The organism is Sorangium sp. So ce381 (genome assembly GCF_051473845.1).
GTDB lineage: Bacteria > Myxococcota_A > Polyangia > Polyangiales > Polyangiaceae > Sorangium > Sorangium atrum.
Window position 1 is genome coordinate 5330501 of sequence record NZ_CP150336.1, and the last position, 23763, is coordinate 5354263.

At 71.8% G+C, this 23763-nt stretch carries 20 protein-coding genes; 11 read left to right on the top strand and 9 right to left on the bottom strand.

The window, feature by feature from the left end:
* Positions 1–122 precede the first annotated feature (122 nt).
* The 5 genes from WMF29_RS19960 to WMF29_RS19980 all read left to right on the top strand — a co-directional run bounded on the left by WMF29_RS19960 (position 123) and on the right by WMF29_RS19980 (position 5975).
* Complete coding sequence (locus WMF29_RS19960; RefSeq protein ID WP_437330367.1) at positions 123–2192, top strand: HlyD family efflux transporter periplasmic adaptor subunit; 2070 nt, start codon at positions 123–125, stop codon at positions 2190–2192.
* Entirely contained in the window at positions 2180–3589 is a 1410-nt protein-coding gene (locus WMF29_RS19965; protein ID WP_437330368.1) for a TolC family protein, read from the top strand. The genes WMF29_RS19960 and WMF29_RS19965 overlap by 13 nt, the downstream gene beginning before the upstream one ends.
* A gap of 206 nt (positions 3590–3795) precedes the next feature.
* Positions 3796–4413 (top strand): DUF47 domain-containing protein, encoded by a 618-nt coding sequence (locus WMF29_RS19970; protein WP_437330369.1) that lies wholly within the window; start codon positions 3796–3798, stop codon positions 4411–4413.
* Positions 4410–5417, top strand: coding sequence for an anion permease (locus WMF29_RS19975; protein WP_437330370.1), 1008 nt, complete (start codon positions 4410–4412; stop codon positions 5415–5417). Before WMF29_RS19970 ends, WMF29_RS19975 begins: the two co-directional genes overlap by 4 nt.
* Before the next feature lie 120 nt (positions 5418–5537).
* Positions 5538–5975, top strand: a complete 438-nt coding sequence (locus WMF29_RS19980) for a hypothetical protein (protein ID WP_437330371.1) — start codon at positions 5538–5540, stop codon at positions 5973–5975.
* 304 nt (positions 5976–6279) lie between these two features.
* Here the strand turns inward: WMF29_RS19980 and WMF29_RS19985 are convergent, their stop codons facing one another.
* The 4 genes from WMF29_RS19985 to WMF29_RS20000 form a co-directional block, all read right to left on the bottom strand.
* On the bottom strand, positions 6280–7692 hold the full coding sequence (locus tag WMF29_RS19985) for a HAMP domain-containing sensor histidine kinase (protein WP_437330372.1): 1413 nt from the start codon (positions 7690–7692) through the stop codon (positions 6280–6282).
* Positions 7693–7695: 3 nt separating this feature from the next.
* On the bottom strand, positions 7696–8403 hold the full coding sequence (locus tag WMF29_RS19990) for a response regulator transcription factor (protein ID WP_437330373.1): 708 nt from the start codon (positions 8401–8403) through the stop codon (positions 7696–7698).
* A 126-nt stretch (positions 8404–8529) separates the two neighbouring features.
* Positions 8530–9900, bottom strand: coding sequence for an ATP-binding protein (locus WMF29_RS19995; RefSeq protein ID WP_437330374.1), 1371 nt, complete (start codon positions 9898–9900; stop codon positions 8530–8532).
* A complete protein-coding gene (locus WMF29_RS20000) occupies positions 9897–10610 on the bottom strand; it encodes a response regulator transcription factor (RefSeq protein ID WP_437330375.1) in 714 nt (237 codons plus the stop codon). Before WMF29_RS20000 ends, WMF29_RS19995 begins: the two co-directional genes overlap by 4 nt.
* 284 nt (positions 10611–10894) lie before the next feature.
* On the opposite strand from WMF29_RS20000, the gene WMF29_RS20005 reads away from it, so the two are divergent.
* The 3 genes from WMF29_RS20005 to WMF29_RS20015 all read left to right on the top strand — a co-directional run bounded on the left by WMF29_RS20005 (position 10895) and on the right by WMF29_RS20015 (position 14399).
* Entirely contained in the window at positions 10895–12442 is a 1548-nt protein-coding gene (locus WMF29_RS20005) for a hypothetical protein (RefSeq protein WP_437330376.1), read from the top strand.
* A 102-nt stretch (positions 12443–12544) separates the two neighbouring features.
* Positions 12545–13510: a protocatechuate 3,4-dioxygenase gene (locus tag WMF29_RS20010; protein ID WP_437330377.1), complete on the top strand. Its 966-nt coding sequence runs from the start codon at positions 12545–12547 to the stop codon at positions 13508–13510.
* Between the two features lie 211 nt (positions 13511–13721).
* Positions 13722–14399, top strand: coding sequence for a putative quinol monooxygenase (locus WMF29_RS20015; RefSeq protein ID WP_437330378.1), 678 nt, complete (start codon positions 13722–13724; stop codon positions 14397–14399).
* A 78-nt stretch (positions 14400–14477) separates the two neighbouring features.
* Here WMF29_RS20015 and WMF29_RS20020 read toward each other — a convergent pair whose 3' ends face one another.
* Positions 14478–14852, bottom strand: coding sequence for a protein kinase (locus WMF29_RS20020; protein WP_437331145.1), 375 nt, complete (start codon positions 14850–14852; stop codon positions 14478–14480).
* A 947-nt stretch (positions 14853–15799) separates the two neighbouring features.
* Between WMF29_RS20020 and WMF29_RS20025 the strand changes: the two genes are divergently transcribed.
* Together WMF29_RS20025 and WMF29_RS20030 are read left to right on the top strand one after the other, a co-directional pair.
* The gene (locus WMF29_RS20025; RefSeq protein ID WP_437330379.1) at positions 15800–17308 is read left to right on the top strand and encodes a DNRLRE domain-containing protein; all 1509 of its coding nucleotides are present in this window, start codon (positions 15800–15802) and stop codon (positions 17306–17308) included.
* A 27-nt stretch (positions 17309–17335) separates the two neighbouring features.
* Positions 17336–18820, top strand: coding sequence for a hypothetical protein (locus WMF29_RS20030; RefSeq protein ID WP_437330380.1), 1485 nt, complete (start codon positions 17336–17338; stop codon positions 18818–18820).
* A gap of 34 nt (positions 18821–18854) precedes the next feature.
* Here WMF29_RS20030 and WMF29_RS20035 read toward each other — a convergent pair whose 3' ends face one another.
* Complete coding sequence (locus WMF29_RS20035) at positions 18855–19865, bottom strand: helix-turn-helix transcriptional regulator (RefSeq protein ID WP_437330381.1); 1011 nt, start codon at positions 19863–19865, stop codon at positions 18855–18857.
* Between the two features lie 186 nt (positions 19866–20051).
* Here WMF29_RS20035 and WMF29_RS20040 point away from each other — a divergent pair, with 186 nt between their 5' ends.
* Positions 20052–21005: an SDR family oxidoreductase gene (locus tag WMF29_RS20040; RefSeq protein WP_437330382.1), complete on the top strand. Its 954-nt coding sequence runs from the start codon at positions 20052–20054 to the stop codon at positions 21003–21005.
* Between the two features lie 13 nt (positions 21006–21018).
* Here WMF29_RS20040 and WMF29_RS20045 read toward each other — a convergent pair whose 3' ends face one another.
* From WMF29_RS20045 to WMF29_RS20055, 3 genes are read right to left on the bottom strand one after another with little or no spacing between them, the layout of a single operon-like run.
* Entirely contained in the window at positions 21019–21456 is a 438-nt protein-coding gene (locus WMF29_RS20045) for a 23S rRNA (pseudouridine(1915)-N(3))-methyltransferase RlmH (RefSeq protein WP_272099347.1), read from the bottom strand.
* Positions 21457–21463: 7 nt separating this feature from the next.
* On the bottom strand, positions 21464–22360 hold the full coding sequence (gene rsfS, locus WMF29_RS20050; protein ID WP_437330383.1) for a ribosome silencing factor: 897 nt from the start codon (positions 22358–22360) through the stop codon (positions 21464–21466).
* A gap of 56 nt (positions 22361–22416) precedes the next feature.
* Entirely contained in the window at positions 22417–23697 is a 1281-nt protein-coding gene (locus WMF29_RS20055) for a glutamate-5-semialdehyde dehydrogenase (protein ID WP_272099351.1), read from the bottom strand.
* Positions 23698–23763 lie beyond the last annotated feature (66 nt).

The following is a 23763-nucleotide window of genomic DNA, read 5'->3' on the forward strand; positions in this document are numbered from 1 at the left end:
CGCCGGCCCCTGCCGGCTGCTTCCTTGCGCACCGCGTGGAGCCAGAGACCCAGAACGAGCTTCGAGGGCAGTGGACAAGTGCCGTTGATTCATTGCGCTGTTCAGCGCGCGAGGATCCTTCCATGATGATCACCCACCGACTCCGCGCGGCGCTCCAGGACGCCGCCCCCTGGATCTGCCTGGTCGCCACCCTCGGCGTCACCTCGTACCTCCATTTCGGCGGCGACGATCGCGGGCCCATCGTCGGCTTCGAGCAGCCGGTGCTCCAGGCGCTCGCCCCCACCGAGATCGCGCGGGTGGCGTCGATCCACGTCGGCCTCAACGACGAGGTGGCCCCGGGGCAGATCGTGGCCACGCTGGACACCTCCGCGATCGACGCCGAGATCGCCGTCGCCCAGGCGGAGGTGGCGCAGATCGAGGCCGAAGCGCGGGCCGAGCAGACCCTCCTCGCCCACGAGCTCGACCTGACCGTCGAGGAGCGTCAGCGCGATCTGGCGCGGCAGCGCGAGGAGCAGCTCCAGGCGAGCGCAGAGGCCAAGGTGCTCGGCGACGAGGTCGCCAGGGTCAAGCAGCTCGTCGAGGACCGGCTGGCGGTCGTCGACGACCTCTCCAAGCTCACCGTGCAGCAAGCCGGCGCCGCGGCCCTCGCCGCGGAGAAGCCCCGCACGCTCGGCCTCCTCTCCCGGCAGATCCAGGTCGCCGAGCAGCGCCGGCAGGAGGCGGAGGGGCAGCCGCCCGCGGCCGCGGCCAAGCTGGAGGCCGACCTGCTCGTCGCCCGGCGCAACGTCGAGGTGCTCGAGCAGCGCCGGGCGGGCTACGCGCTCCGCGCCACGAGCGGCGGGCGCGTCGCCGGCATCGACAAGCAGGTCGGCGACGTGGCCGCGCCCGGCGAGCCGGTGGTGCGCGTGGTGAGCCCGCGCGGCAGCGTGGTCGCCTGCGTCCCGGAGCGCTCCGCCCTCGGCCTCGCCGAGGGGGACGCCGCCCGGCTCTGGGTCCGCGGCCAGCGCGGCGAGCCGCTCCCCGGCAAGATCGCCGCGCTGGGCCCGCTCGTCGCCGAGCTGCCCATGCGCTGCTGGACGTCGCCGCGGCAGCCCATGTGGGGCCGCGAGGTCACCATCGCGCTCGACTACCCCGTGGACGTCCCCGCTGGCCAGGCGTTCGACGTGGTGTTCAAGCCCGGCCACGCCGCGCTCAGCGCCGCCCCACCGTCGCCCGCCGCGGCGGTGCGCGCGCTCGCCATGCGGGTGCCGCCGGCGCTCTCGCAGCGATCGCGGTTCGAGCCCTCGGGGCTCCTGGTTCGCCCCGCCGAGGGGCGCTACCTGATCATCAGCGACGACACGGGCCATGACGGCAAGGACGACGAGGGCGCGCCGTGGCTCTTCGCGATGTCCGCGACCGGCACCGTCGACCCGGAGCCTGTCGTGGTGCAGGGCGTCGACGAGCTCGTCGACGTCGAGGGGATCGCCGCCGGCGACGCGGGCGAGATCTACCTCCTCTCCTCGCAGAGCTACAACAAGAAGGGGCGGCGCAAGCCGGGCCGCACGGCGCTCCTCCGCCTGCGCAGCGACGGGCAGGGCTTCCGCGTGGACGGCGAGGTCCACCTCGCCGAGATGCTCGACGCGAGCGCCGAGCGCGCCGCGGCGCTCGGGCTCCCGCGCGGCACGCGCGAGCTCGACATCGAGGGCATCGCCTTCCACCAGGGCTCGCTCTACCTCGGGCTGAAGGCCCCGCTCGACGCGCAGGGCAACGCGATGATCTGGCGGATCGCGTCGCCGGGCGCGCTCTTCCCGGAACGGCGGCCCGCGACGGGCAACGCTGGCAAGGGCAAAGGGAGCGAGCCCCCGGTCGACCCGAAGCTCCTCGAGGACTCCGGCCTCTCGCTCTGGGCACGCGCGCGCGTCGACGTGGATCTCGCGGGCCGGCCCACGCCGGGCGGCATCTCCGATCTCCTGTTCTTGCCCGACGGCTCGCTCGCCCTCACGTCGACGCCCTCCACGGCGGACGGCGACGCGGGCGCGCTCTTTCGGGTCGACGGCCCGCAGCCCGGCACCCTCGCCCCGCGCCTCGTGCAGCGCTTCCCTGGGCTGAAGCCCGAAGGGATCGCCCCCTCGCTGTCCGCGGGCAAGCTGATGGTCGTGTTCGACGCCGGCAGCGGCGTGCCGTCGTTCCAGGAGATCTCGTGGGACCGCTGAGGGTCGAGCGCGTCCTCCTCGCCGCGCTGGGCCTCGCGCTCGCGGGCTGCTACGCGCCGAGCAGCGCGCCCGGCGTCGAGCGCGCCGTCGCCCTCTACCGCCAGGACCACGCGCGCGGTGGCGCTCACCCCGCGCCGCGAGGAGGCCCCACGCTCCACCCCCGCGCGCGCGCGGGGGGGCGGAGCGCGGCGCCCGCCACGCTGACCGTGGACCAGGCGGCGGCCATGGCCAGGGACAACAACCCGCGCCTCGCCGAGCTCACCGCCCGCGCGGACGCAGCCGCAGCCGCAGCCTCGCCGGAGAGCCACCACGAGAACCCGGAGCTCCGCGTCTCGCAGCTGCGCCTCGACGAAGTCCTCGCCGGCGAGCCACGGCTGGCTGCCGGGGTCCGCTTCCGCCCCGCGCGCCCGGGCGAGATCGACGCCGAGGTCGCCGCGGCGCGCGCCGAGGAGGCCGCCGCGCGCGCGGAGGCCCACGCCGAGGCGCTCGCCGTCGAGGCGGACATCCGCTGGCTCTTCGACGACGCGGTCCTGATCGAGGCGGAGATCGCGGCCGCGGACGCCCTCGTCGCGGCGCGCCGGGCCATCGCCGCGAACGCCAGGACCCGGGTCCAGGCTGCCGCGGCCACGGCGCTCGACGAGGCCAAGGCGGAGCTGTCCGCGATCGAGGCGGAGCAGGATAGCGTGGACCACCGCGCGCGCCTGCGCGCCGCGCGCGGCGAGCTCCTGGAGCGCGTCGGGCTCGACCCCGCCGCGCCCGTGCGCCTCGTCGGCGATCCGCTGGCCGCGTGGCCGCCCCCCGCGCTCCCCTCGGAGGACGCGCTGATCGAGACGGCGCTCAGAAACCGCCTCGAGGTCGCCGCCGCGGCCGCGCAGATCGACGCCGCCGACGCGCAGGCGTTCATCGAGCGCCGCAAGCGCTGGCCCTGGTTCTCGTTCCTGGAGCTCGGCTACGAGTTCTCGCCTGGCACCGAGCGCGGGCTGGGCTGGACGTTCGAGGCCGGCATCGAGCTGCCCATCTTCAACTCCAACCGCTCGGCTACCCTCGCCGCCGAGACGGCGACCCGCGCGGCGCGGAGCGGCCTCGCCGCCCAGGTGAGGCTGGTGGCGCGCGAGGTGCGCGCGCGCCTCCGGGAGGTCGAGGCCGCCGCGACGCTGGTCACCGAGCTCCGCGCCCGGGCGCTCCCCGTCGCCGAGCGCGCGTCCACGGCGGCCCGGCGCGCCCTCGAGGACCGGGCCCTCCCCGCCGTGGACGCCCTCTCCACCGACGAACAGCGCCTGGAGATGGAGATCAAGCTCCTCGAGCTCCTGCGCCGCCATCGCACGGCGCTCACCGAGCTGCGCCGCGCCGTCGGCGGCCACCTCCCCGCGGCGCCGGGCGGCGCTGCGCGACGATGAAGATGAAGGGTGGATGATCGGCGGCTCACCCGCCGCGCCCACCCCTCCGAAGAGCGGCGCGCGCTCAACGCGCTTGATCGTAAAACAACCGACGATGGAACTCGCAAGAGGAGGAGTCGACTCCCATTGTTTTCATTTGTTAACGAGGTGTTTTGGTTCGTTTGCGCGCGTTGACGCGCCCCGGGATGGCGGATTATCAACTCGGCATGGGATTAATCCAGGACGCCTTCTTCTTCGACGCCCTCGCCGAGCACGCGCAGAAGAGCGCCACGGCGAGCAAGCTCCTCCTGGAAATGCTCGACCGGCTGGAGGACGCCCCGGCCATCGCCAAGAGGATCAAGGAGATCGAGCACGAGGGGGACCGGATCACGCACAGCTGCCTGGCTGCGCTGCACAAGACCTGGATCACCCCCCTCGATCGGGAGGAGATCCACGCGCTGATCACCCGGCTCGACGACGTGCTCGATTGCATCGAGGCTGCCAGCGAGCGTATCGTCCTCTTCGAGATCCGGAGCGCGATACCGGAGGCGCGCCTCCTCGCGGAGTCGGTGGTGGCCGCGTGCTTCACCATGAGCGCGGCGACCAGCTCGCTCCGCGACGTGAAGAACCGCGCCCGGCTGCTCGAGTTCTGCGTCGAGATCAACCGCCACGAGAACGCCGCCGACGCGCACTACCGTGTGGCCCTGGCGGCGCTCTTCAAGCAGGGCAGCGACCCGCTGCTCGTGATGAAGTGGCGTGACATCTACGATCAGCTCGAGAACGCCACGGACCGGTGCGAGGACGTCGCCAACGTCATCGAGGGCGTGGTGCTCGAGCACGCATGACGACCTACGTCATCGCCATCATCGTCGTCGCGTTGGCCTTCGACTTTATCAACGGCTTCCACGACGCCGCCAACTCCATCGCCACCGTGGTCTCCACGCGGGTGCTCTCCCCGCGGAGCGCGGTGGTCTGGGCCGCGCTCTTCAACTTCATCGCGTTCGCCCTGTTCGAGCCGACGGTCGCCCGCAACATCGCCAAGGGCGTCGAGCCGGCCTTCATCACCCCCAACGTGATCCTCGCGGCGCTCGCCGGCGCGATCCTCTGGAACCTGCTCACCTGGTGGTGGGGCCTGCCCTCGTCGTCCTCGCACGCGCTCATGGGCGGCTTCGCGGGCGCGGCCGTGCTCAACGCCGGCCGCGTCTCTGTGCTCGACGCGAAGATCTTCGGGACGACCGCGGCGTTCATCGTCGTCTCGCCGCTCGTGGGCTCCGCGCTCGGGTTCGTGCTCATGCACGCCATCCGGCGGCTCGGGCGGCGCTCGACGCCCGGCACGGTGGACATGCGGTTCCGGCGTCTGCAGCTGCTCTCGGCAGCGGCCTATTCGCTCGGGCACGGCGGCAACGACGCGCAGAAGACCATGGGCATCATCACCGCGCTGCTCGTCTCGACCGGCGTCCAGGAGGGCGGCGCGAAGATGCGGCCCATGCTCTGGGTGGTGCTGGTCTGCCACGCCGCCATGGGCCTGGGCACGCTGTCGGGCGGGTGGCGGATCGTGAAGACCATGGGGATGAAGATCACGAAGCTCAGGCCCGTGGGCGGCTTCGCCGCGGAGACCGCGGGCGCGGCCACGCTCTTCAGCGCGACCGCGCTGGGGGTCCCGGTGAGCACCACGCACACGATCACCGGCGCGATCGTCGGCGTCGGCGCCGTGAGCGGCCGGCTGTCGGCTGTGCGCTGGGGCGTGGCTGGCCGCATCGTCTGGGCCTGGATCTTCACCATCCCGGCCTCGGCGCTGCTCGCTGCCCTCACCTACGCCGCGGCCCGCGCGGTGACCGGAGCGCCCTGACCGAGGCCTGCCAACGCGGGGGCCGGGGCGCCGTGCTCGCCTCGAGGCGAGCAACACAATCGCTCACAATCCGTTCACACCTCCAGAACAGAGATCCCGCAGGCTCGGGGATACAGCTCTATGGAAAAGAAAGTCTCGTCGCTGTTCGCCCTCGCACTCTTCACCACGCCGATCTCGATCACCGCGTGCTCCAGCGAGCCTCCGGCGCAGGACCCGTCCACGGCGCAGGGAGGATATCCCCAGCAGGGAACCACGCAGGCATACCCGCAGCAAGGGTATCCGCAGCAAGGGTATCCGCAGCAAGCATACCCGCAGCAGGGGTATCCGCAGCAAGCCTACCCGCAACAGGGGACCACCGCGGCGCCCACGACGACGGCGACCGCGGCCGGAATCACGACAAACCCTCTGGCGTTGCCGTGTCAGTCCGACTCGAGCTGCGGGACGCACAGGTGCAACCTGACCGCGCAACGATGCTCGTTCCCGTGCGCCGGAGCGCAGGACTGCGCGGCCGGCAACAGCTGCATGATGGGCCTCTGCGTGCCCGGGGCGGCCCAGTGACGCCATGCGAGGCCCGCCGGCTCGGGCCTGGAACGTCGTTATCCCGCGACCGCCGGGGGCGGTGGCTTCCTCGAAACACCTAGAGCACCGATCGGCTTGGAAGCCGCGAGATCAACGCAAAGGCGCAAAGGCGCAAAAAAGAGATCTTCTCTTTGCGCCTTTGCGCCTTTGCGTTGAATTCTCGCGCCTTCTTCGCCTTTTCAATCCGTTTGTCGCTCTAGCCTTTGCCGCGATCATGCGCGGGCATCGAAGGTGACCGGCGGCCGCGGCACAGGCGGAGGCCTTCGACCACGCTCGGCTCTCCTCAGGGCTCGACGCGACCGTCGTCGCGACCAGCCGCCGGCGCGCGCGCGATCGGGAGCCGCACGCGCGCGCGCGTCCCCTTGTTCGGGGCGCTCACGAGCTCGATCTGGCCCCCGTGGGCGTCGACGATGCGCTTCGCCAACGTAAGGCCGAGCCCCAGGCCTCCAGTCGTGCGGGTGCGGCTCCTGTCGGCGCGAAAGAACGGTCGAAATACGCGCGGAAGGTCCGCGGCGGCGATGCCGACGCCTTCGTCGATCACCTCGATCGTGACCTCGCTCCCACCGCGCGCGACGAGCTCGATCGCGGCGGAGGTCCGCTCCGTGTACTTGTGGGCGTTCTCCAGCAGATTGTCGATGACGCGCCGGAGGAGCACGGCGTCGGCGTCGATCGAGGGCAGATCCTCGGGCACGTCGATCCGCAGCGTCCGCTTCGGATGCGCCGCGCAAAAGCGCGACGCCGCGTGCGCGAGCAGACCGGCGACGTCCACGTGCTCGCGCCGGAGCGGGGGGATGCCGCCTGGCGAGGCGGCGTCCTCGAGGTCGAGCCGCGCGGCGGTGAGGACGTCGGTGATGAGCCGCTCGAGCTCGTCGAGGTCGCCGCCGACGTCGGCGAGCAGCTCCCGCGCCACGGCGACGTCTCCCTCCGCCTCGGAGATGAGCGCGAGTGCCATCCGGATGCGCGACAGGGGCGTGCGCAGCTCGTGCGAGACGTTGGCGAGCAGCTCCCTCTCGGCCCGCAACAGCGCGGTCACGCGATCGGCCATCTCGTCGAAGGCGCGGGACACCTCGCCAAGCTCGTCCCGGCTCGGGAGGACGGCGCGGGCCTTCAGGTTGCCGCCGCCGAAGGCGCGCGCGGCAGCCGACAGCTGGCGCAGCGGGCGCGTGAGCGTGCGCGCCAGGAGCCACGACGAGACGCCGACCACGACGAGGACGAAGGCGATCACGCGCAGCCCGCTGAACGGCGGCGGCGGCGGCGGGGCCATCAGCTCGACCAGCCCGTCCCGGCCGTCCGGAAAGCGTACCGGAGACGTATAGCAGCGCGGTGTCTCGGAGTCCGGCGGCCAGGCTGAGCCCGTCGGGGCGCAGCGCAGCGCCCCCGCGGGGGCGCCGCTCGCGCGGACCGCGCCGTCCGGATCGATCACGGTGATCGTGGCGCCCAGCTCTTCGCGCGCGCTCGCGAGTACGCCCTCGAGCGCGCGCGGATCGTGCGGATCGTGCGGATCGTGCGGATCGTCGATCGAGCGGGCGATGACGCTGGCGATGAATCGGAGCTGTTGCCTGCCGGGGCTCTGGCCGGTCCGCCGGTTCAGCTCCATGACGGCGATGAAGCCGGCCACGACGACCGCGATCTGCGCGAGCCCCACGAGGTAGATGCGGAGCGCCAGCCGCCCGCGCAGGAGATCCCGGATCGCCATGCTTCACGCGTCGTCAGCGAAGACGTAGCCGATGCCGCGGACGGTCTTGATGATCCGGGGGCTCCTCGGATCGTCGCCGAGCTTCCTGCGCAAGTGGGAGATGTGCACGTCGATCGACCGATCGAACGCCTCGTCGGCGCTGCCCCGTACGAGATCGACGAGCTGCTCGCGCGTGAGCACGCGCCCTGCGCGCCCGGCCAGCGTGTAGAGCAGATCGAACTCGTAGGTCGTGAGCGACAGCTCGGCGCCGTCGAAGATCGCCCGCCGCGCGGCCGGATCGATGGCGAGCGAGCCGGTGACGAGGCGGCGCTCCGAGGTGGGGCCCGCGAGCCCGCGGGCGCGCCGCGCCTGCGCCCGGATGCGCGCCAGGAGCTCCCGCGCCGAGAACGGCTTGGCGATGTAGTCGTCCGCGCCGCCTTCGAGGCCCAGCACGCGATCCGTCTCCTCGCCGCGCGCCGTCACCATGATGATCGGCGTATCGACGCGGGCGCGGAGCTTCTGGCAGACCTCGAAGCCGTCGATCTCGGGGAGCATGAGATCGAGGAGGATGACGTCGGGGCGCTCGCGCAGGACGCAGGCGATGCCCTCGCGGGGCTCGGCCGCGACGGTGACGCGCATGTTGTGCGATTCGAGGTACCGCGCCGTGAGCCGCGCGAGCTTCTCGTCGTCCTCGATGTACACGATCGACGCTGCGCACCTCTCCACTGCCATCGTCACCGAAGCGTAACATTCGCGCGCTGGGCGGAGGCGCCCGCTAACCGTTGCTTAACATCGATGCAGCGGGCATGCGGCCGCGAGCGTTGCACGAGCACCGAGGCCCCCTGCCGTGCGCATGACTCACGCCGCCTCCCCCGCCTCCGCCGGCAGCGCGATCCGCGCCGTCGTCCCCTCGCCCACCCGGCTCTCGATCTCCAGCCGGCCGCCGTGCGCCTCCACGATCCGGCGCGCCAGCACCAGGCCGAGGCCGACGCCGCCGGTCGCGCGGGTGCGGCTCCGGTCGCCCCGGAAGAAGGGGCGGAAGAGGTTGGGCCGATCCTCCTCGGGGATGCCGGCGCCGCGATCCTCCACCTCGATCACCGCGGCGCCGCCCTCGACACGTGCGTAAAGCCGCACGGGCGCGTCGGGATCCGAGTACTTCTGCGCGTTGTCGAGGAGGTTGTCGATCGCCCGCCGCAGCAGGGATCGATCGGCCGTGAGCCACGCGGGCCTGTCGAGATCCACCACGAGGGCGAGCTGTCGCTCGGGGGAGCGCGCGCGAAAGCGGGTCGCCGCGCCCTCGACGAGCGCGCCGAAATCCATCGGCGCGCGCTCGAGGCGCGGGAGGCCGCCCGGAGCGATCGCGAGATCCAGCCGCGCGGCGGTGAGCACGTCGCCGACCAGCCGCTCGAGCTCGCCCAGATCCTCCGCGATCTCGCCGAGGTAGCCGCGGACGCGCTCGGGATCGCCCTCGCTCGCGAGATCCAGCACCACCCGGATCCGCGAGAGGGGCGTGCGGAGCTCGTGAGAGACGTTGGCGAGCAGCTCCTTCTCGGCGCGGCGCAGGACGACCAGGCGATCGGCCATCTCGTCGAAGGAGCGGGCGAGATCGCCGATCTCGTCCTGCCGCGCGATGGCCGAGCGCTCCTCGAGCCGGCCCGCGCCGAAGGCCTGAGCCACCGCGCGCAGGCGCTCGATGGGGCGCGCCACGGATCGCGCGAGCGGGATGGATCCGACCGCGAACACCAGCAGGACCGCGAGGAAGGCGACCACCGCGGGCGTGAGGCTCGGGGCGGGCGCAGCGCCTCCGGTGATCGCGTGGCCGACGCGGCGGCCGCCGACGACGAAGGCGACAGCGTGCCTGTGCAGGGGCTCGATAGGCAAGGTGACGCCGGGCTCGAGGCGCGCCGCCTCCTCGGCGGGGAGCGGTGGCAACGGGGGATGGACGTTGGTCGCGATCAGCGCGCCGCGCGTGTCGTAGAGGGACAGCTGGATGTCCAGGCGGTCCCGGACGGCGGCGATCTCGCGCTCGAGGCGCGCCGGATCGCCGGCGGAGAGGGCCGCCTGGTCCACCACCCAGGTGACCATCCCGTAAAGCCGCTGGTCCATGGCGGGGCGCGCCATCAGCTCCAGCACCAGGAAGACCGAGGCGCCGGCGAGGAGGATGAGGAGCAGACCGTGGAGATAGACCCGGACCAGAAAGCGGCGCAGCGCGCGGCCGATGCGGCTCACGGGTCCACCTCGTCGTCGGCGAGCACGTAGCCGGCGCCGCGCACGGTCTTGAGCAGCCGCGGTCGCTTCGGGTCAGTCTCGAGCTTCTGCCGGAGGCGCGAGATGCGGACATCGATGGAGCGATCGAAGGCCTCCTCCGCGGCGCCCTTGGCCAGATCGAGCAGCTGCTCGCGGGTGAGCACCCGGCCCCGGCGCTCGGCCAGCACGCGGAGCAGGGTGAACTCGTAGGCGGTGAGCGCGAGCTCCCTGCCGCCCAGGGTGGCCCGCAAGCTGCCGGTGTGGAGCACCAGAGGGCCCACGCGCAGCACCCGCGGCCCCGAGGTGACCTGGCCGCGGGCGCGGCGGACCATGGCGCGGATACGCGCGAGCAGCTCGCGCGAGGAGAAAGGCTTGATGAGGTAATCGTCCGCGCCCATCTCCAGGCCGAGGACGCGATCGGCCTCTTCGGCCCGGGCTGTCACCATGAGGACCGGCACGTCGGAGCCCTCGCGCAGGGCCTGGCAGACGTCGAGGCCGCTCCGGCGCGGGAGCAGGAGGTCGAGGATGATCACGTCGTGGCCGCCGCGCCGGCCCTCGCGCAGCCCGGCCTCGCCGTCGGCGGCGTGGGTGATGGAGACGCCGTGCTCCTCCAGGTACTCGCAGGTGAAGCGGGCGAGGCGCTCGTCGTCCTCGACGAGGAGGGCGCGGATCGGAGGCTCCAGGGTATCCATTCGAGATCCGAAGATAGCCCCGGGCGGGGCGGGGCGAGCCCGCCTGAAACACTCCGACACAGTCCAGCAACGACGCCCACATGGCGTGCGGCCATCGTCGCGGGCGGGCCGGGCGGACGTGGAACGCCTTCGTGAGGAGAGCGGCCTTCCTCCTCTCGATCACCGGCGTCGCCGGCCGAGCAAAGAAGGCGCCAAGGAGAACTGACATGGTTCACGCTCGATTTCTGCGATCGGCGGCAGGGCTTCCAGCCCAGGCCGCGCCTCTCGGCCGCTCGGAGCGACTCATGTTGAGAGACGTGGGAACGGACTCCGCCTCCTCGGGCCGGGGCAGCGGGAGCGCCAGAGGGCTCTCGCCCATCGCGCTCTTGCTCGTCCTCGTCCCGGCGTCGTGCACGAAGACGACCGATGATGCGCAGGCCGACACGGGCACACACACCGGAGAGCATGCCCTATGCGGCACACCCTACGATCTAGATCCGCGCGACGCGACGATGACCGGGGAGCCCATCCGGATCACCACGAGCGAGGGCGACCCGGACGATCCCTCGGACGACCAGTACGACCTGCAGTTGCCTCAGGAGATGGTCGACTGGCTCGAGGAGCAGAACTGGGTCCAGGAGCACGGCGACTGGCACAACATCCGGCGCTGGGATCTGGGCTGCATGCAGAGCCCCCCAGGAGGAGGCGTTTGCGAGGGCGCCGAGGTCATGGAAGCGCGTGGCTTGTGGCGCGCCGAGATCCAGGAAGGCGAGCCCGGCGACGGCTATGCGTTCCTCGTGATGCATCGCCACATGATCCGTGGATTCAAGGAAGCGTTCCCCGAGCACGCCGCCCTCATCAGCGGCTTCAAGGAGGTGCCGCTGACCCAGGACGATCCCGAGAACCCGTTGCCGTGGGTCGACATCCGCTGGAGCGAGGACCAGCTGGCAACGATCGCGCTCCTGCAGGACATCGAGAACAACCTCGATCTGTTCGAGAGCGAGGACGACTTCGGAAAATGGATCCAGCTGGGAGACGGCGGGTTCCCGCCCGGCGGGCTCCCGCCCGGCGAGTTCCCGCCGGGGGGTCCTCCCGGCTTTGGCGGTGGACCGGGCGGGAGCGACGGCGGACCGGGCGGGAGCGACGGTGGAACGGGCGGGAGCGGCGGATCGGGCGGCGGCGACGGAACGAGTGGAGGTGGTGGCGGATCGGGTGGGAGCGGTGGCGGATCGGACGATTCCGGCCGTCCTTCGGGCAGCATCCACGGCGGGCTGCACTCACAGTGGGCCGTGCCAGGCTCGCCGTACAACCTGGTCAACAACAACGTCAATGTCGTCCTGGTGTCCTTCTGGCGGCTGCATGGCTGGATCGACGACATGTGGGAGCGCTATCGGGTCGCGAAGGGCATCGGCGAGGACGACGCGAGTTACAAGACCGAGATGCTCGCCCAGTGCGAGGAGATGCATGCGCTCGGTCACGCGGCGCCGCCGTCCAGCGGCCCGACGACCACGGAAACGGGCGTGTTCTCGGAGAAGGTGGCGCCCATCCTGAACGCGTACTGCACCGGCTGCCACGGCGCGGTGGCTGCTTCCCAGGGGCTGGTGCTCAGCGGTGTGGCCGCCTCGAAGGTGCGCGAAGCCCTGGTCGGGGTGACGGCCACTGAGGTCGAATTGCCGCTGGTCGATCCGGGCTCCCCCAGCACGAGCTGGTTGATCCGCAAGCTGACCGGAGACTTCAGCGACATCGAATGCACCGAGTGCGGCACGGCGATGCCCCCCGCCGGCGTGAAGCCCACGGACGAGGAGATCCAGACAATCCGCGCCTGGATCGAGGCGGGCGCCACCGCGGAGTGACGCGCGCCGGGCGGCCAGGGGCCACCAGGCGTTCTTCGCTCAGCGGCGGCGCTGACCGCCACGAGACGTCGGATGTTCCAGGAGGAAGAGATGAGAGACGAGATGAAGCAGAGAAAAGCGCCACGTGCCCTCACGCGGCGCGATGTTCTTCATGGCCTCGGCCTCGCCTTGTCGGCGGTGCCCCTCGCTGGCCTCGCCAGCTGCGACGATACGAGCGCGAGCGCCGGCAGCGGCGGCGCAGGAGGCGCCGGCGGCGCTGGGGGTACGGGGGGCACCGCGAGCGCCGGCGGCTGGGCCAGCGGCGGCACGGCGTCGATGTCCGGCGATTACCCCGATCCCTTCAAGGACGGTGTCGGCGCCACGTGCGCCATGACCTGCGCGCTCATGCTTGGCCCGTGTTATGCCGAGACCATCGAGCGAAGGGACATCAGCGAGGGGTACCCGGGCCTGCCCGTCCGGCTCGCGCTCCTCGTCGTCGACGAGTCCTGCGAGCCTGTCGAGGGCGCTTCCGTCGATATCTGGCACACCCGCAATGCAGGCCTGTACTCTGGCAATGACGCGGTGGACATGTGCACGTTCGATGACGCCGACGCGGAGTCGCACCGTTACTTCCGCGGCGTACAGACGACCGGCGCCGACGGCCGGGTCGACTTCAACACCTGCTATCCGGGGTGGTACCAGGGGCGCGCCGTCCACATCCACTTCACCCTGCGCGTCGGAGGTCAGGAGTACGTCACGTCCCAGCTCTTCTTCCCCGAGGATCTGACCGCGCAGCTCTTCGCCGAGCACGCGGACTACAAGGAGTTCGGGCAGCCGGACACGAGCAACTCGGCAGATAGCATCTACGCGGGTGACGGGGCCCTGCTCTCGACCGCGCTCCAGCCCGACGGCGCGCTGCTCGCGTGGAAGGTGCTCGTGATCCGCTCGTCGCTGGAGGAGACGCTCTGTGGCGACGCCGACGGCCCGGTCCCGCCCGGCGCCGGCGGTGGCCCGCCCGGCTTCGGCGGTGGTCCGCCCGGCTTCGGCGGTGGTCCGCCCGGCTTCGGCGATGGCCCGCCCGACGACTGAGCCGCAGCGACCCGTCGAGGCGAGCTGGCTGCCACCTCGGCGGCCCTTGGGGCCTTTGGAGCAGCCATTTCACCGATGGGCTTCGCCCGGAGATCGGGTGCAGCCCGTCGGCCGTCCGGCGCCTCCGAGGGCAGCCACCGACCGAGCGCAAGATCCTCCAAGTCGGCCGGCCCGCCGACGCGTAACTTCCACGAGGTCGGAAGGAGGACTCATGATCGGTGGCATCAAGCGCGCGCAGGCCAAGACGGGTTCCGAGGCGGAGTTCGAGGCGATCTTCAGGACCCACGCGGCTGCGGTCCGGGCCCATGAGCGGGGCACGCTCAGCTACGACCTGTTCAGGGACGGCGCGCCCGGGCGCTATGTGGTCCTGGACCGCTATCAGGACGGGGAGGCGCTGGCCGCCCACTGCGGCTCGCCTCACGGAGCCGCCTTGTTTCCCCGCATGCGTGCGCTGCTGGAGCGCCTGGAGGTGAGCTACTTTCCAGGCCACGAGCCCGGGGACACGCGATATACAGCCCTCGCCCTGACGCGCGCTCCCCTGGACACGGCGTTCCGTCTGGCCGCGGACATCCGCCTCCTGCCCCGCTGGGGCACCCGCTTCTGCCAGGGAATGCGACAGGACGGGGAGCGCTGGATCGTGAGCTCCCCCCAGGGAGAGGTGCGCTTCCGCTACGAGGCAGATCCGTCCGCGGGCGTCGTCTGGCACTGCGTTGATCCAGGCAGCGGAGAGCTGCGGATGCCCATGCGCATCGTGCGACACGGCCCCGGGAGCCTGCTCCTCTTCACCCTACAGAGGCCGCCGGGGTGCTCCGAGGCGGCTTTCGACGAGCAGAGAGGATGGGTGGATCAGGAGCTGACTCAGCTGCGAGATCTTGTCGAGGGGTCTTGAGCACTACAGCCGCCTCGGACCCAATACGGCTGTAATACCAGAGCTCGCCGACGCCCCCATCGATCGGCTCGCCGCCCGTCACCGCCCCGGCGGCACGGGCAGCGACTTCGCGGCCTGGGCTTGCTGCCAGCCGCGGACGCAGCGGAAGCCGACGTCGACGAACTCCATGACGAAGAAGTGGAAGCCGCCGTCCTCGCCGTGCGGCTCGATCACCCGCACGACGCCGTGGTGATCGAGCCCCGCCATGCGCTGGGCCCCCCGGAGGAAGCGCTCGCGCCGGATCGCGTCCTCCGCGAGGCTCGAGTGCAGCGCCTTGATCGCGACGACGTGGCCCTGCTCGTCGTCGCGAGCGCGCCACACGTTCGCGAGGCCGCCTCGCCCGACGCGATCGAGGAGCAGGTACCACAGTCCTCGCGGGTTCGTACGGCTCGGCCTGACCTGAGCCCCTGGAATTGACTCTTAACGTAACCGCCCTGGCCTGGCCGACGGCACTCTTTGCGACCTGCCCTCTCGCGCGCACCGGGGGCGGCAGCGCCCCCCACAGCTCGTGTCTCCGCGTGTCGCCCTCCAGGTTCCATACAGTTCCTGGCGGGCGGTCAAGCCGTGAACCTGCTTGATCAAAGGACAACCGACCTTCCGGTCGGCGATTGTTCGGCCGGTCAGACTCGCACACGGCTCATCCGCCGTCGTCTTGATGACGACCTCGCAAAATGTTGCAAGCGATGCAGATGCGATGCAGACCGCGCAAACAGTGCAATTTGCAAAATTTTGCGGGTGATGCGGATGTGATGCAGTCGTTGCGGACCACGCAAACAATTCAACGATGAACGAGCTGCCGGGTGCCGGCATCCCATGTCCGAACCACGGAATCATCGTCTTCACGTCTTGACATGCATGCGTGAGCGGCAGACCATGGATGGATATTTGTCTTGGGCTTTTGCAGCGACTCACGCCGCACCTCGCCTCGTTCCCAGCGCTCATGACCGTGGGGCTACACGACTCTGGCCTTGCGCGCGGCGAAGCCTTGCGCGGCGAACCACAACGTCTGTCATGGAGAACCTTTGTATGAGAGATAAGATGAAACTACTCAGCGCCCTGTGCGCGGGCGTGGCGAGCGCCCTCGCGGCCTCGTGTGGCGCCGATCCCGGCGGCGCGGGCGACGGCGGCGGCGAGAGCGCGGCGCGCGCCGCGCAGGCACTATCGACCGAAGGACAGGTGTGCACCACCGTCCAGCGCGGCGCCGGACCAGCGGGCGTGGACGATGTCGTGCTCTGGCAGAACGCGCCGACCTGGAACGACGGCGCGAACGTGGCGCTCAGCTCGGGGACGAGCGCGAGCGGCGGGATCCGGCGCAGCCTGCTCCGTTCGACCTCTCCGGCCTCCCATCGAACGCCGAGGTCGTGTCGGCGAACCTGTCGCTCTCGCAGATCTACAAGACGGACACCAGCACGGTCCGCATCCACCGCGTCACGAGCGCCTGGGCGGAGTCCACCGCGACCTGGGGGAGCTTCGGAGAGTCGTTCGATCCAGCGATCGTCGCGTCGTTCACCGGCGGCGGGGCGGCCGGTGTCCGCTCCTCCGACCTCACGGCGCTGGCGCGCGCGTGGGTGAGCGGCGAGGCCGAGAACCACGGCGTCCTCATCGAGGAAGATCCGGTCGTGAGGAGCGAGTTCAAGAGCAGCGAGCGGCCGGAGATCGCGAGCCGGCCGAAGCTCGACGTCTGCTACGTCACGTGCGACGACGGGATCCAGAACGGCAGCGAGAACGGCGTCGATTGCGGCGGCCCGTGCGCGCCCTGCGGCGGCGAATCGTTCGAGGGGCCGCCGGGCGGGAGCCCCGTCGACCTCGAGGGCACCGGCGCGACCTATGCCTGGTCGGTCGGCGATCTCGACGAGCTGCCGGAGTCCATCGCAGCGCAGGGCACGCAGGAGCCGTGCACGACCGGCGAGGACTGCCAGTTCGACCAGCACTGCGACAACCCCGCGCAGGGCGCGTGCGCCCACGATCCATGCGCGACGGGCTCCTCGCTGCTGTCGACGTGCAGCGGCTGCGTCACGAAGGTCTGCGACGCCAACCCGAACTGCTGCACGCCGACGGCCGTGCCGGGCGATTGCGCGCACGACGCCTGCGTGGCGGCTCCCGGCGCCGCGACCAATATGACGACGACCTGCGGCGACGCGTGCATCGCGACCATCTGCGCGAACCATCCGCGCTGCTGCGACATCACGTGCAGCACGACGGCGCAGTGCACTGCGATCATCGGCACGGGCAGCACCTGCGTCTTCCCAGGCCGCTGCACCGCGCCCAGCGGCGCATGTCCCCCGGGAACCATCCTGTCAGGCGGCCGCTGCACGGGGGTCTGGAGCGCGACCTGCGCGGGTTATGTCGCCACCGAGTGCGCCCCCAAGACGTGCAGCGCGACCACCCCGCAATGGGACGCGAGCTGCGTCGCCCTGGCCGGGTCGTTGTGCGGCTCCAGCTGCGAGACCGATCCGGGATGCGCGCACGACAAGTGTTACACCGGCGAGCGGTTGAACGCGGGCTGCAACGCGTGCGTGTCGCAGATCTGCGATGTCTCGCCGAGCTGCTGCGCGCCGGGCGGCGCCTGGACACAGAGCTGCGTCGACCTCGTGGAGAGCGTCTGCGGCGAGACCTGCCCGGAGCAGGGCAGCTGCAATGCCTACCTGCCGGGTGAGACGAACCCCGCATGCTCCCTCCCGGACCTGACGATCGGCGTGCCCTGTGGCGGGACGATCCCCGTCTGCAACCGCGGCACCACCCAGGCGCCCGCGGGCATCGCCATCCACCGCTATGCTGCTGGCGCGGGCCAGCTCCCCTCCTCGGCTCCGAGCCGGATCCTCGACGTCTGCAGCCCGAGCGGCGGCACCCTCGCCTGCACGACGGCGTAGCCGATCGAGCCGGGCGAGTGCATCAGCGTGACGGGCTGCACCGGCGTCACCGACGGCATGGAGCTCATCGTCAACCCGCCGGGCGCGGGGCAGATCGCCGAGTGCCAGTGCGGCAACAACGGGAGCGTCTATCAATCGGGAGAGTGTGGGTCGCCCGCCTGCACCGCCACGGCCAGCGCCACGCAGTCGAGGCCGGTCACGATGTTCGTGGCGCTCGATCGATCCACCTCGATGCGGCGGAATCTGAGCTCATCGTTTGACGACACGATCAACGATCGATGGATTCCGGCCACGAACGCCCTCAAGGCATTCTTCCAGGATCCGGCGTCGGCGGGGCTCGGCGTCGCGTTCCGGTTCTGGCCGCTCGACAACCCGGGCCCGTGCAACGAGACGCCCTCCTGTCCGCCCGCCGGCGGCGGCGGCTGTGCGCTGCCGCTCGTCCCGTTCAACGGCGCCGCGGCCGACAGGCTGATGGAGGAGTCTGGGGCGATGGGGGACCAGCAAGAGATCAAGCTCATGCAGGCCTTCAGCAGCTTCCCGACGCCCACCGGCGAAACGCCGATGTACCCGGCGCTGGACGGCGCCACGACCTGGGCGATCAACTACAAGAACGCCCACCCCGAGGAGGCGGTCGCGGTCGTGTTCATCACCGACGGCGTCCCGTCGAGCTGCAACACCGTGCCCAACGCCATCGGAAACCTGGCGCGAAACGCCTTCGTGAACCACGGCGTTCGCGTGCACGCGGTGGGCTTCGGCAACTCGAATACGACGCTCATCAACCTCATCGCGGATCAAGGCGGAGGTCAGGCGTACAACCTCATCGCTGGCCCGACGTTGCAAGCGAGCGTCCTCGATGCGCTCGTCTCGATCCGCGGAGAGGCGCGGTCCTGCGACGTCGCGGTCGCCAGCGCGGGCGCCTCGGATCCCGCCTCGGTGTCCGTCGTTTACGAGAACGCCGCCGGCGTGGAGACGACGCTCACGCCCCGGGCCGGTCTCGGCAGCTGCGGCACGGGCTGGTACTTCACCGACGCGACGCACACGACCGCCAGGCTCTGCCCGCAGACCTGCTCCGCCCTCCGCGAGAACCCCGGCGGCAAGATCCGGGCGACCGTCCCGTGCGCGGCCGAGACCCTCTCGCCCATCACCACGGCGTGGGAGCGCTACCACGGCGTCTGCCCGCCGGGGACCAAGGCCCGGTGGGAATACCTCACCTACAGGACGACCACCCCGGGCGACTCGAGCGTCGAGTTCTTCGTGCGATCGGCGGACGACACCGCCGATCTCGGCGCAGCGGCCGTCACGCTCGCCGCAACCGCCCACGCCACGCCGGCCGATACCCAGGTGTGCGACGGCACCTCGACGCCGCCGTGCGCCGTCGATCTCGGCGCGCTGCCGGGAGCGCAAGCGGATTACCTCGAGCTCCAGGTGACGCTGAATCCGACGAGCGACGGCGCGGGCGGAGTCCAGGTGCAGGACTGGGAGATCGGGTATTCGTGTCCCGACGCGGAATGAGCCTGGGCACGTTCGCGATCCCTCCGGTGTCGGATCACCTCTTCCTGCCCGCGCGCTGAGGCGCCGCCGCGCCGCGCGCCCCGTAAACCGCTCGTAGATCCTTCGCGATCTCCCGGAGCCGCGCCCGCAGCGCCGCCGGCTCGACCACCTCGACGCACCTGCCCAGCCCGACGATCTGCGAGATCGCGATCGACTCCCGCTCGAAGTCGACCGTCACGGCGCTCGTCCCGTCGCGCCCGCGCTTCCCGCGCCCCCACCGCTCGTGCTCGCCGCCGGGCCGGACCCGCCGGAGCGCCTCTTCCCCCTCCCCGGTCACGCGCAACGTCACCACGTAGCTCGCCCTGCGCTCCGCGAACCGCCCGCTCAAGGCCTTCCAGCACGCCGCCAGGTCGAACCCCTCCGGCCGCGCAAACGCGGCTTCGAGGAGCCGCGCCCCCGCCACCCGCGCTCCCCGGAAGATGCTCGGCCCCCGCTCGGTGCCGGCGACGAGGTACCAGCGGTCGGCCTTGATCACGAGCCCGTACGGCTCCACCACCCGCTCGCTCGCCTCGCCGTCGAAATCCCGGTACGCGAGCCACACCTTGCGATCCTGCCAGACCCCCTCCCGCAGGACGTCGAGGTGCGGCACCACCTCCCTGCCCTGGAACCACCCCGACGCGTCCACGTGGAGCCGCTGCCGCGCGTGCTCGGCCAGCGACCGATGCACGGCCGGCAGCGCCGCCGACAGCTTGATCAGCCCGCTCTCCAGCGCCGCCGAGAGCCCGATGTCGGCCAGCGCTCCGGGCGCGGCGACCGCGGCGAGCGCCTGCACCTCGGGCTGCGTCAGCCCGGTCAGCGTCGTCTGCCACCCCTCCGCCAGCGCGATCCCGCCGCTCGGGCCGCGCTGCGCATAGACGGGCACGCCCGCGGACGACAGCGCGTCGAGGTCCCTGTAGATCGTCCGCGCCGAGACCTCCAGGCGGCGCGCCAGGTCCTCGGCCGTCAGCTGCCGGCTCTTCGCCCGCTGCAAGAGCAACATCAAGCTGAGCAGCCGATCCGCGCGCATGACCGTCCGTGGCTCCCGACCCCGAAATGACCCGCCCGAGAGGCTACGCGCAATTCATGACAGGAGACGTCAGGAATTCTCCCGTAGCGTCGCGGGACGACCGGAACAGGCCGGAATGCAAGGGCGCGCGCCGCAGGAGCCCGCGCGCGTCCGCGGCGACGCCGGTCGCCAAGGAGGAGACATCGTATGAGACCGCTCGAAGGACAGGTCGCCCTCGTCGCCGGAGCCACGCGCGGCGCGGGGCGCGCCATCGCACGCTCGCTCGGCGAGGCCGGCGCCACGGTCTATTGCACAGGGCGCAGCGTCCGCGGCCGGCCCGCCACCGGCCAGCGCCCCGAGACCATCGAGGAGACCGCCGAGCTCGTGGCCGCGGCGGGAGGGCGCGGCGTCGCCGCGCAGGTCGACCACACCGTCGAGGAGCAGGTCGAGGCGCTCTGCGCCCGGATCCGGCAGGAGCAAGGGAGGCTCGACGTCCTGGTCAACGACGTGTGGGGCGGCGATGAGCTCACCGAGTTCGGCCAGCCGTTCTGGAAGCTCTCCCTGCCCAGCGGGAGGATCCTGCTCGAGCGGGCCGTCACCTCGCACATCATCACGAGCCGCCACGCGGTGCCGCTCATGCTCGAGCGCGATCGCGGCCTCATCGTCGAGATCACCGACGGCGACCACTTCGGTTACCGCGGCAACCTCTTCTACGATCTGGCGAAGATGTCGGTCATCCGCCTGGCCTTCGCCATGGCCTGGGAGCTGCGCCGCCACCCCGCCGTGACGGCGCTCGCGGTGACGCCCGGGTTCCTGCGCTCGGAGGCCATGCTCGACCACTTCGGCGTCACGGAGGCGAACTGGCGAGACGCCGCCGAGAAGGAGCCGCACTTCATCGAATCGGAGACGCCGTTTTACGTGGGCCGCGCCGTCGCGGCGCTCGCCGCCGATCCGCGCGTCGCGGCGAAGTCCGGCCGCGTGTTCAGCTCGTGGGATCTCGCGAGGGAGTACGGGTTCACCGACGCCGACGGCCGGAAGCCCCACTGGGGCGAGTACTTCGAGCAGCACCTCGGCAGGTACAACAGGGCCGGCGAGGCGGCCTATGCGAGCTGGTTCAACGGACCGATGGAGCTCGCGTGCCCCGACTGGCCCAAGGAGTGACCGGCGCTCCGCCTCAGTGGGCGTAGGGCTCGCCGCGCAGCAGGGTCATCGCGCGGTAGAGCTGCTCGATCAGCACGAGCCGCGCGAGGCGGTGCGGGAACGTGAGCGGCGAAAGGCTCCATCGGTCGTCCGCCGCTGCGGACACGTCGGGCGGCAGCCCGTCCGCGCCCCCGATCAGGAACGTGACAACGCCCTTGCCGCGCGAGCCCCAGCGCTCGACGCCGGCCGCGAACGCCTCGCTGCCGAGCGCCTTGCCGCCCACCTCCATGGCGATGACGCTCGCCCCCGCCGACGCGCGCGCAAGGAGCGGCCCGACCTTCGCCGGCGGGCCGTCCTGGATCTCGATCTCGTCGCACGCCACGTAGCGGCGGATGCGGCCGAGGTACTCGTCCATCGCCGCGCGCAGCGGCTTGTCCTTCACGCGCCCGACGGCGGCGACGACGAGTCGCACGGCGCGCTCAGCTCGGATCGAACCGCGGGGCGGGCTGCGCCCCCGGCGGCAGGCTCTCTTCCGGGACCGGGACGCGCCCCGCGTCGATCCAGAGCCCCTCGATGTCGTAGAGGCGGCGCGTCTCCTCCTGGAACACGTGCACCACCACGTCGCCGAAATCGATGAGCACCCAGGTCGCCGCGGCGAGGCCCTCCATCGAGAGCGGCGCGAGCTTCTGCTTGCGCACCGCCTCCTCCAGCCCCGTCGCGATCGCGTGGACGTGCCGGTCGGAGCGGCCGGTCATGATCACGAGGTAGTCCGCGTAGTCGACGCGCCCCACGACCTCCAGGATCTCGACGCCGATCGCCTTCTTGTCGAGCCCCGCCGCGGCCAGCGTCAGCGCGAGCTCGCGCGCGGGTGCCGACGGCTCGGGGACGGGCGGCGGCGTGCTCCTGCGCGAGCCGGCGCGCTTCGGGCCGGTGAGCGGCGACTTGGCGCGCGCGGGCGACCGCGCCGCGAGCGGCAGCACCGCCTTCGCGCCGCCCTCGCCGCCGCCGCGCGCGACCCGCGGGGCCGGCGCGTCGCCGTCGTCGCGCGCCGGACGCCGCGCCCTCGAAGCCGGCCGATCCGCGGGGATCGGCCGCTCCGCGCGCTCCAGCGGCTCCGCCTCGCCGCCCGCGCGGCGCGCGCGGACCACCTTCTTCTTCGCGCCGGCCTCGCCGACGCCCGCGTGGGAGGCGCGGATCCGGGGAGACGCCGGCCGCTTCGGCTTGGCCGCGGACGACGCCCGGCCGGCCGCGCCCGCCTTGGCGGTGGTCGCCTTCTTCCGCGCCGGCGCGCGGGGCTCCGCGCCCTCGCCCGCCTTCGACCCCGACTTCGCCCGCGGCTTGCTGCTCCCCTCGCCTGCGTCCTTCTTGCTCGCCAACGTTCTCTCGCTTTCTTGCGCCCGGTCGATGACCGGCGCCCCTCGTCTCGCCCGCGTCAGCGGGTCTGGCCCTCGCCGTACGCGATCCACTTGAGCGTCGTCAGGCTCGCCAGCCCCATCGGGCCGTAGGCGTGGAGCTTCGTCGTGGAGATGCCGATCTCCGCGCCGAGGCCTAGCTCGCCGCCATCGTTGAACCGGGACGACGCGTTCACGAGCACGCAGCTCGCGTCGACCTCGCGCAGGAACCGCTGCGCGTGATCGTAGCGGGGCGTGCAGATGACCTCGGTGTGCATCGAGCCGTAGCGGCCGATGTGCTCGATCGCCTCGTCGAGCGACCTCACCACCCGCACCGCGAGGATGGGCGCGAGGAACTCCCGCCCGTAGTCGTCCTCCGCGGCCTTGCGCGCCGACGGCACGAGCGCGCAGGTGGCGGCGTCGCCGCGCAGCTCGAGCCCGCGCTCCGAGAGTGCGGCCACGCGCCCGAGCAGCGGCGCCGCGACGCCCTCGTGGACGAGCAGGCACTCCAGCGCGTTGCAGACGCCGGGGCGCTGGAGCTTGCCGTTCTCGACGAGGCGGTAGGCCATCTCGACGTCGCAGCCGGCGTCGGCGAAGAGGTGGTTCACGCCCTTGTAGTGCTGGATCACCGGGACGCGCGCGTTCTCGGCCACGAACCGGATGAGGCCCTCGCCGCCGCGCGGGATGGCCAGATCGATCATGCCGGTCAGGCCGAGCAGGATCCGCGTGGCCTCGCGGTCGAGCGAGGGGACCATCTGCACGGCGTCGGCTGGCAGGCCGACCGAGCGCAGCGCGTCCGAGATCAGCTCGCCGAGGGCCGCGTTCGAGCGAGCCGCCTCCTTGCCGCCGCGGAGGACCGCGGCGTTGCCGCTCTTCAGGCAGAGCACCGCGGCGTCGACCGTCACGTTGGGGCGCGACTCGTAGATCATCGCGATCACGCCGAGCGGGACGCGCACCTGCCCGACGAGGAGCCCGTTCGGCCGCCGTTCCATCCCGACGACCTGCCCGACCGGATCGCTGGCGGAGGCGACCTCGAGCACCGCGCCGGCGATCGCCGCGAGCCGCGCCTCGTCGAGCACGAGCCGGTCGACGAGCGCCTCGGAGACGCCGGCGGCGCGCGCCGCGGCCACGTCCTCGGCGTTCGCGGCCAGCACCGCGGAGCGCTTGCCCTCGCCGGCCTCGGCGCGCAGCCGCTCGGCGATCGCGCGCAGCGCGCGGTCCTTCTGGGCCCGGTCCAGCGGGGCGAGGGCCCGGGCAGCCGTCCGGGCGCGCTGGCAGAGCGCGCGAAGCGTGCCCTCTAGATCGATGTTGCTCTGTTCCACAGCGGGAACCTAGCTCGCCTCCCTGCGCGGGCCAACCGTTCTCCTGCGCGTCCATGCTAGCGTACC

Bases quoted from the DNA above. Each gene is read 5' to 3' on its own strand.
- WMF29_RS20015 (WP_437330378.1), top strand. From the start codon at position 13,722: ATGATCGGTGGCATCAAGCGCGCGCAGGCCAAGACGGGTTCCGAGGCG.
- WMF29_RS19980 (WP_437330371.1), top strand. From the start codon at position 5,538: ATGGAAAAGAAAGTCTCGTCGCTGTTCGCCCTCGCACTCTTCACCACG.
- WMF29_RS20005 (WP_437330376.1), top strand. From the start codon at position 10,895: ATGTTGAGAGACGTGGGAACGGACTCCGCCTCCTCGGGCCGGGGCAGC.
- WMF29_RS20000 (WP_437330375.1), bottom strand. From the start codon at position 10,610: ATGGATACCCTGGAGCCTCCGATCCGCGCCCTCCTCGTCGAGGACGAC.
- WMF29_RS20035 (WP_437330381.1), bottom strand. From the start codon at position 19,865: ATGCGCGCGGATCGGCTGCTCAGCTTGATGTTGCTCTTGCAGCGGGCG.
- WMF29_RS19970 (WP_437330369.1), top strand. From the start codon at position 3,796: ATGGGATTAATCCAGGACGCCTTCTTCTTCGACGCCCTCGCCGAGCAC.
- WMF29_RS20010 (WP_437330377.1), top strand. From the start codon at position 12,545: ATGAAGCAGAGAAAAGCGCCACGTGCCCTCACGCGGCGCGATGTTCTT.
- WMF29_RS19990 (WP_437330373.1), bottom strand. From the start codon at position 8,403: ATGGCAGTGGAGAGGTGCGCAGCGTCGATCGTGTACATCGAGGACGAC.
- WMF29_RS20040 (WP_437330382.1), top strand. From the start codon at position 20,052: ATGAGACCGCTCGAAGGACAGGTCGCCCTCGTCGCCGGAGCCACGCGC.
- WMF29_RS19985 (WP_437330372.1), bottom strand. From the start codon at position 7,692: ATGGCGATCCGGGATCTCCTGCGCGGGCGGCTGGCGCTCCGCATCTAC.
- WMF29_RS19960 (WP_437330367.1), top strand. From the start codon at position 123: ATGATGATCACCCACCGACTCCGCGCGGCGCTCCAGGACGCCGCCCCC.
- WMF29_RS19975 (WP_437330370.1), top strand. From the start codon at position 4,410: ATGACGACCTACGTCATCGCCATCATCGTCGTCGCGTTGGCCTTCGAC.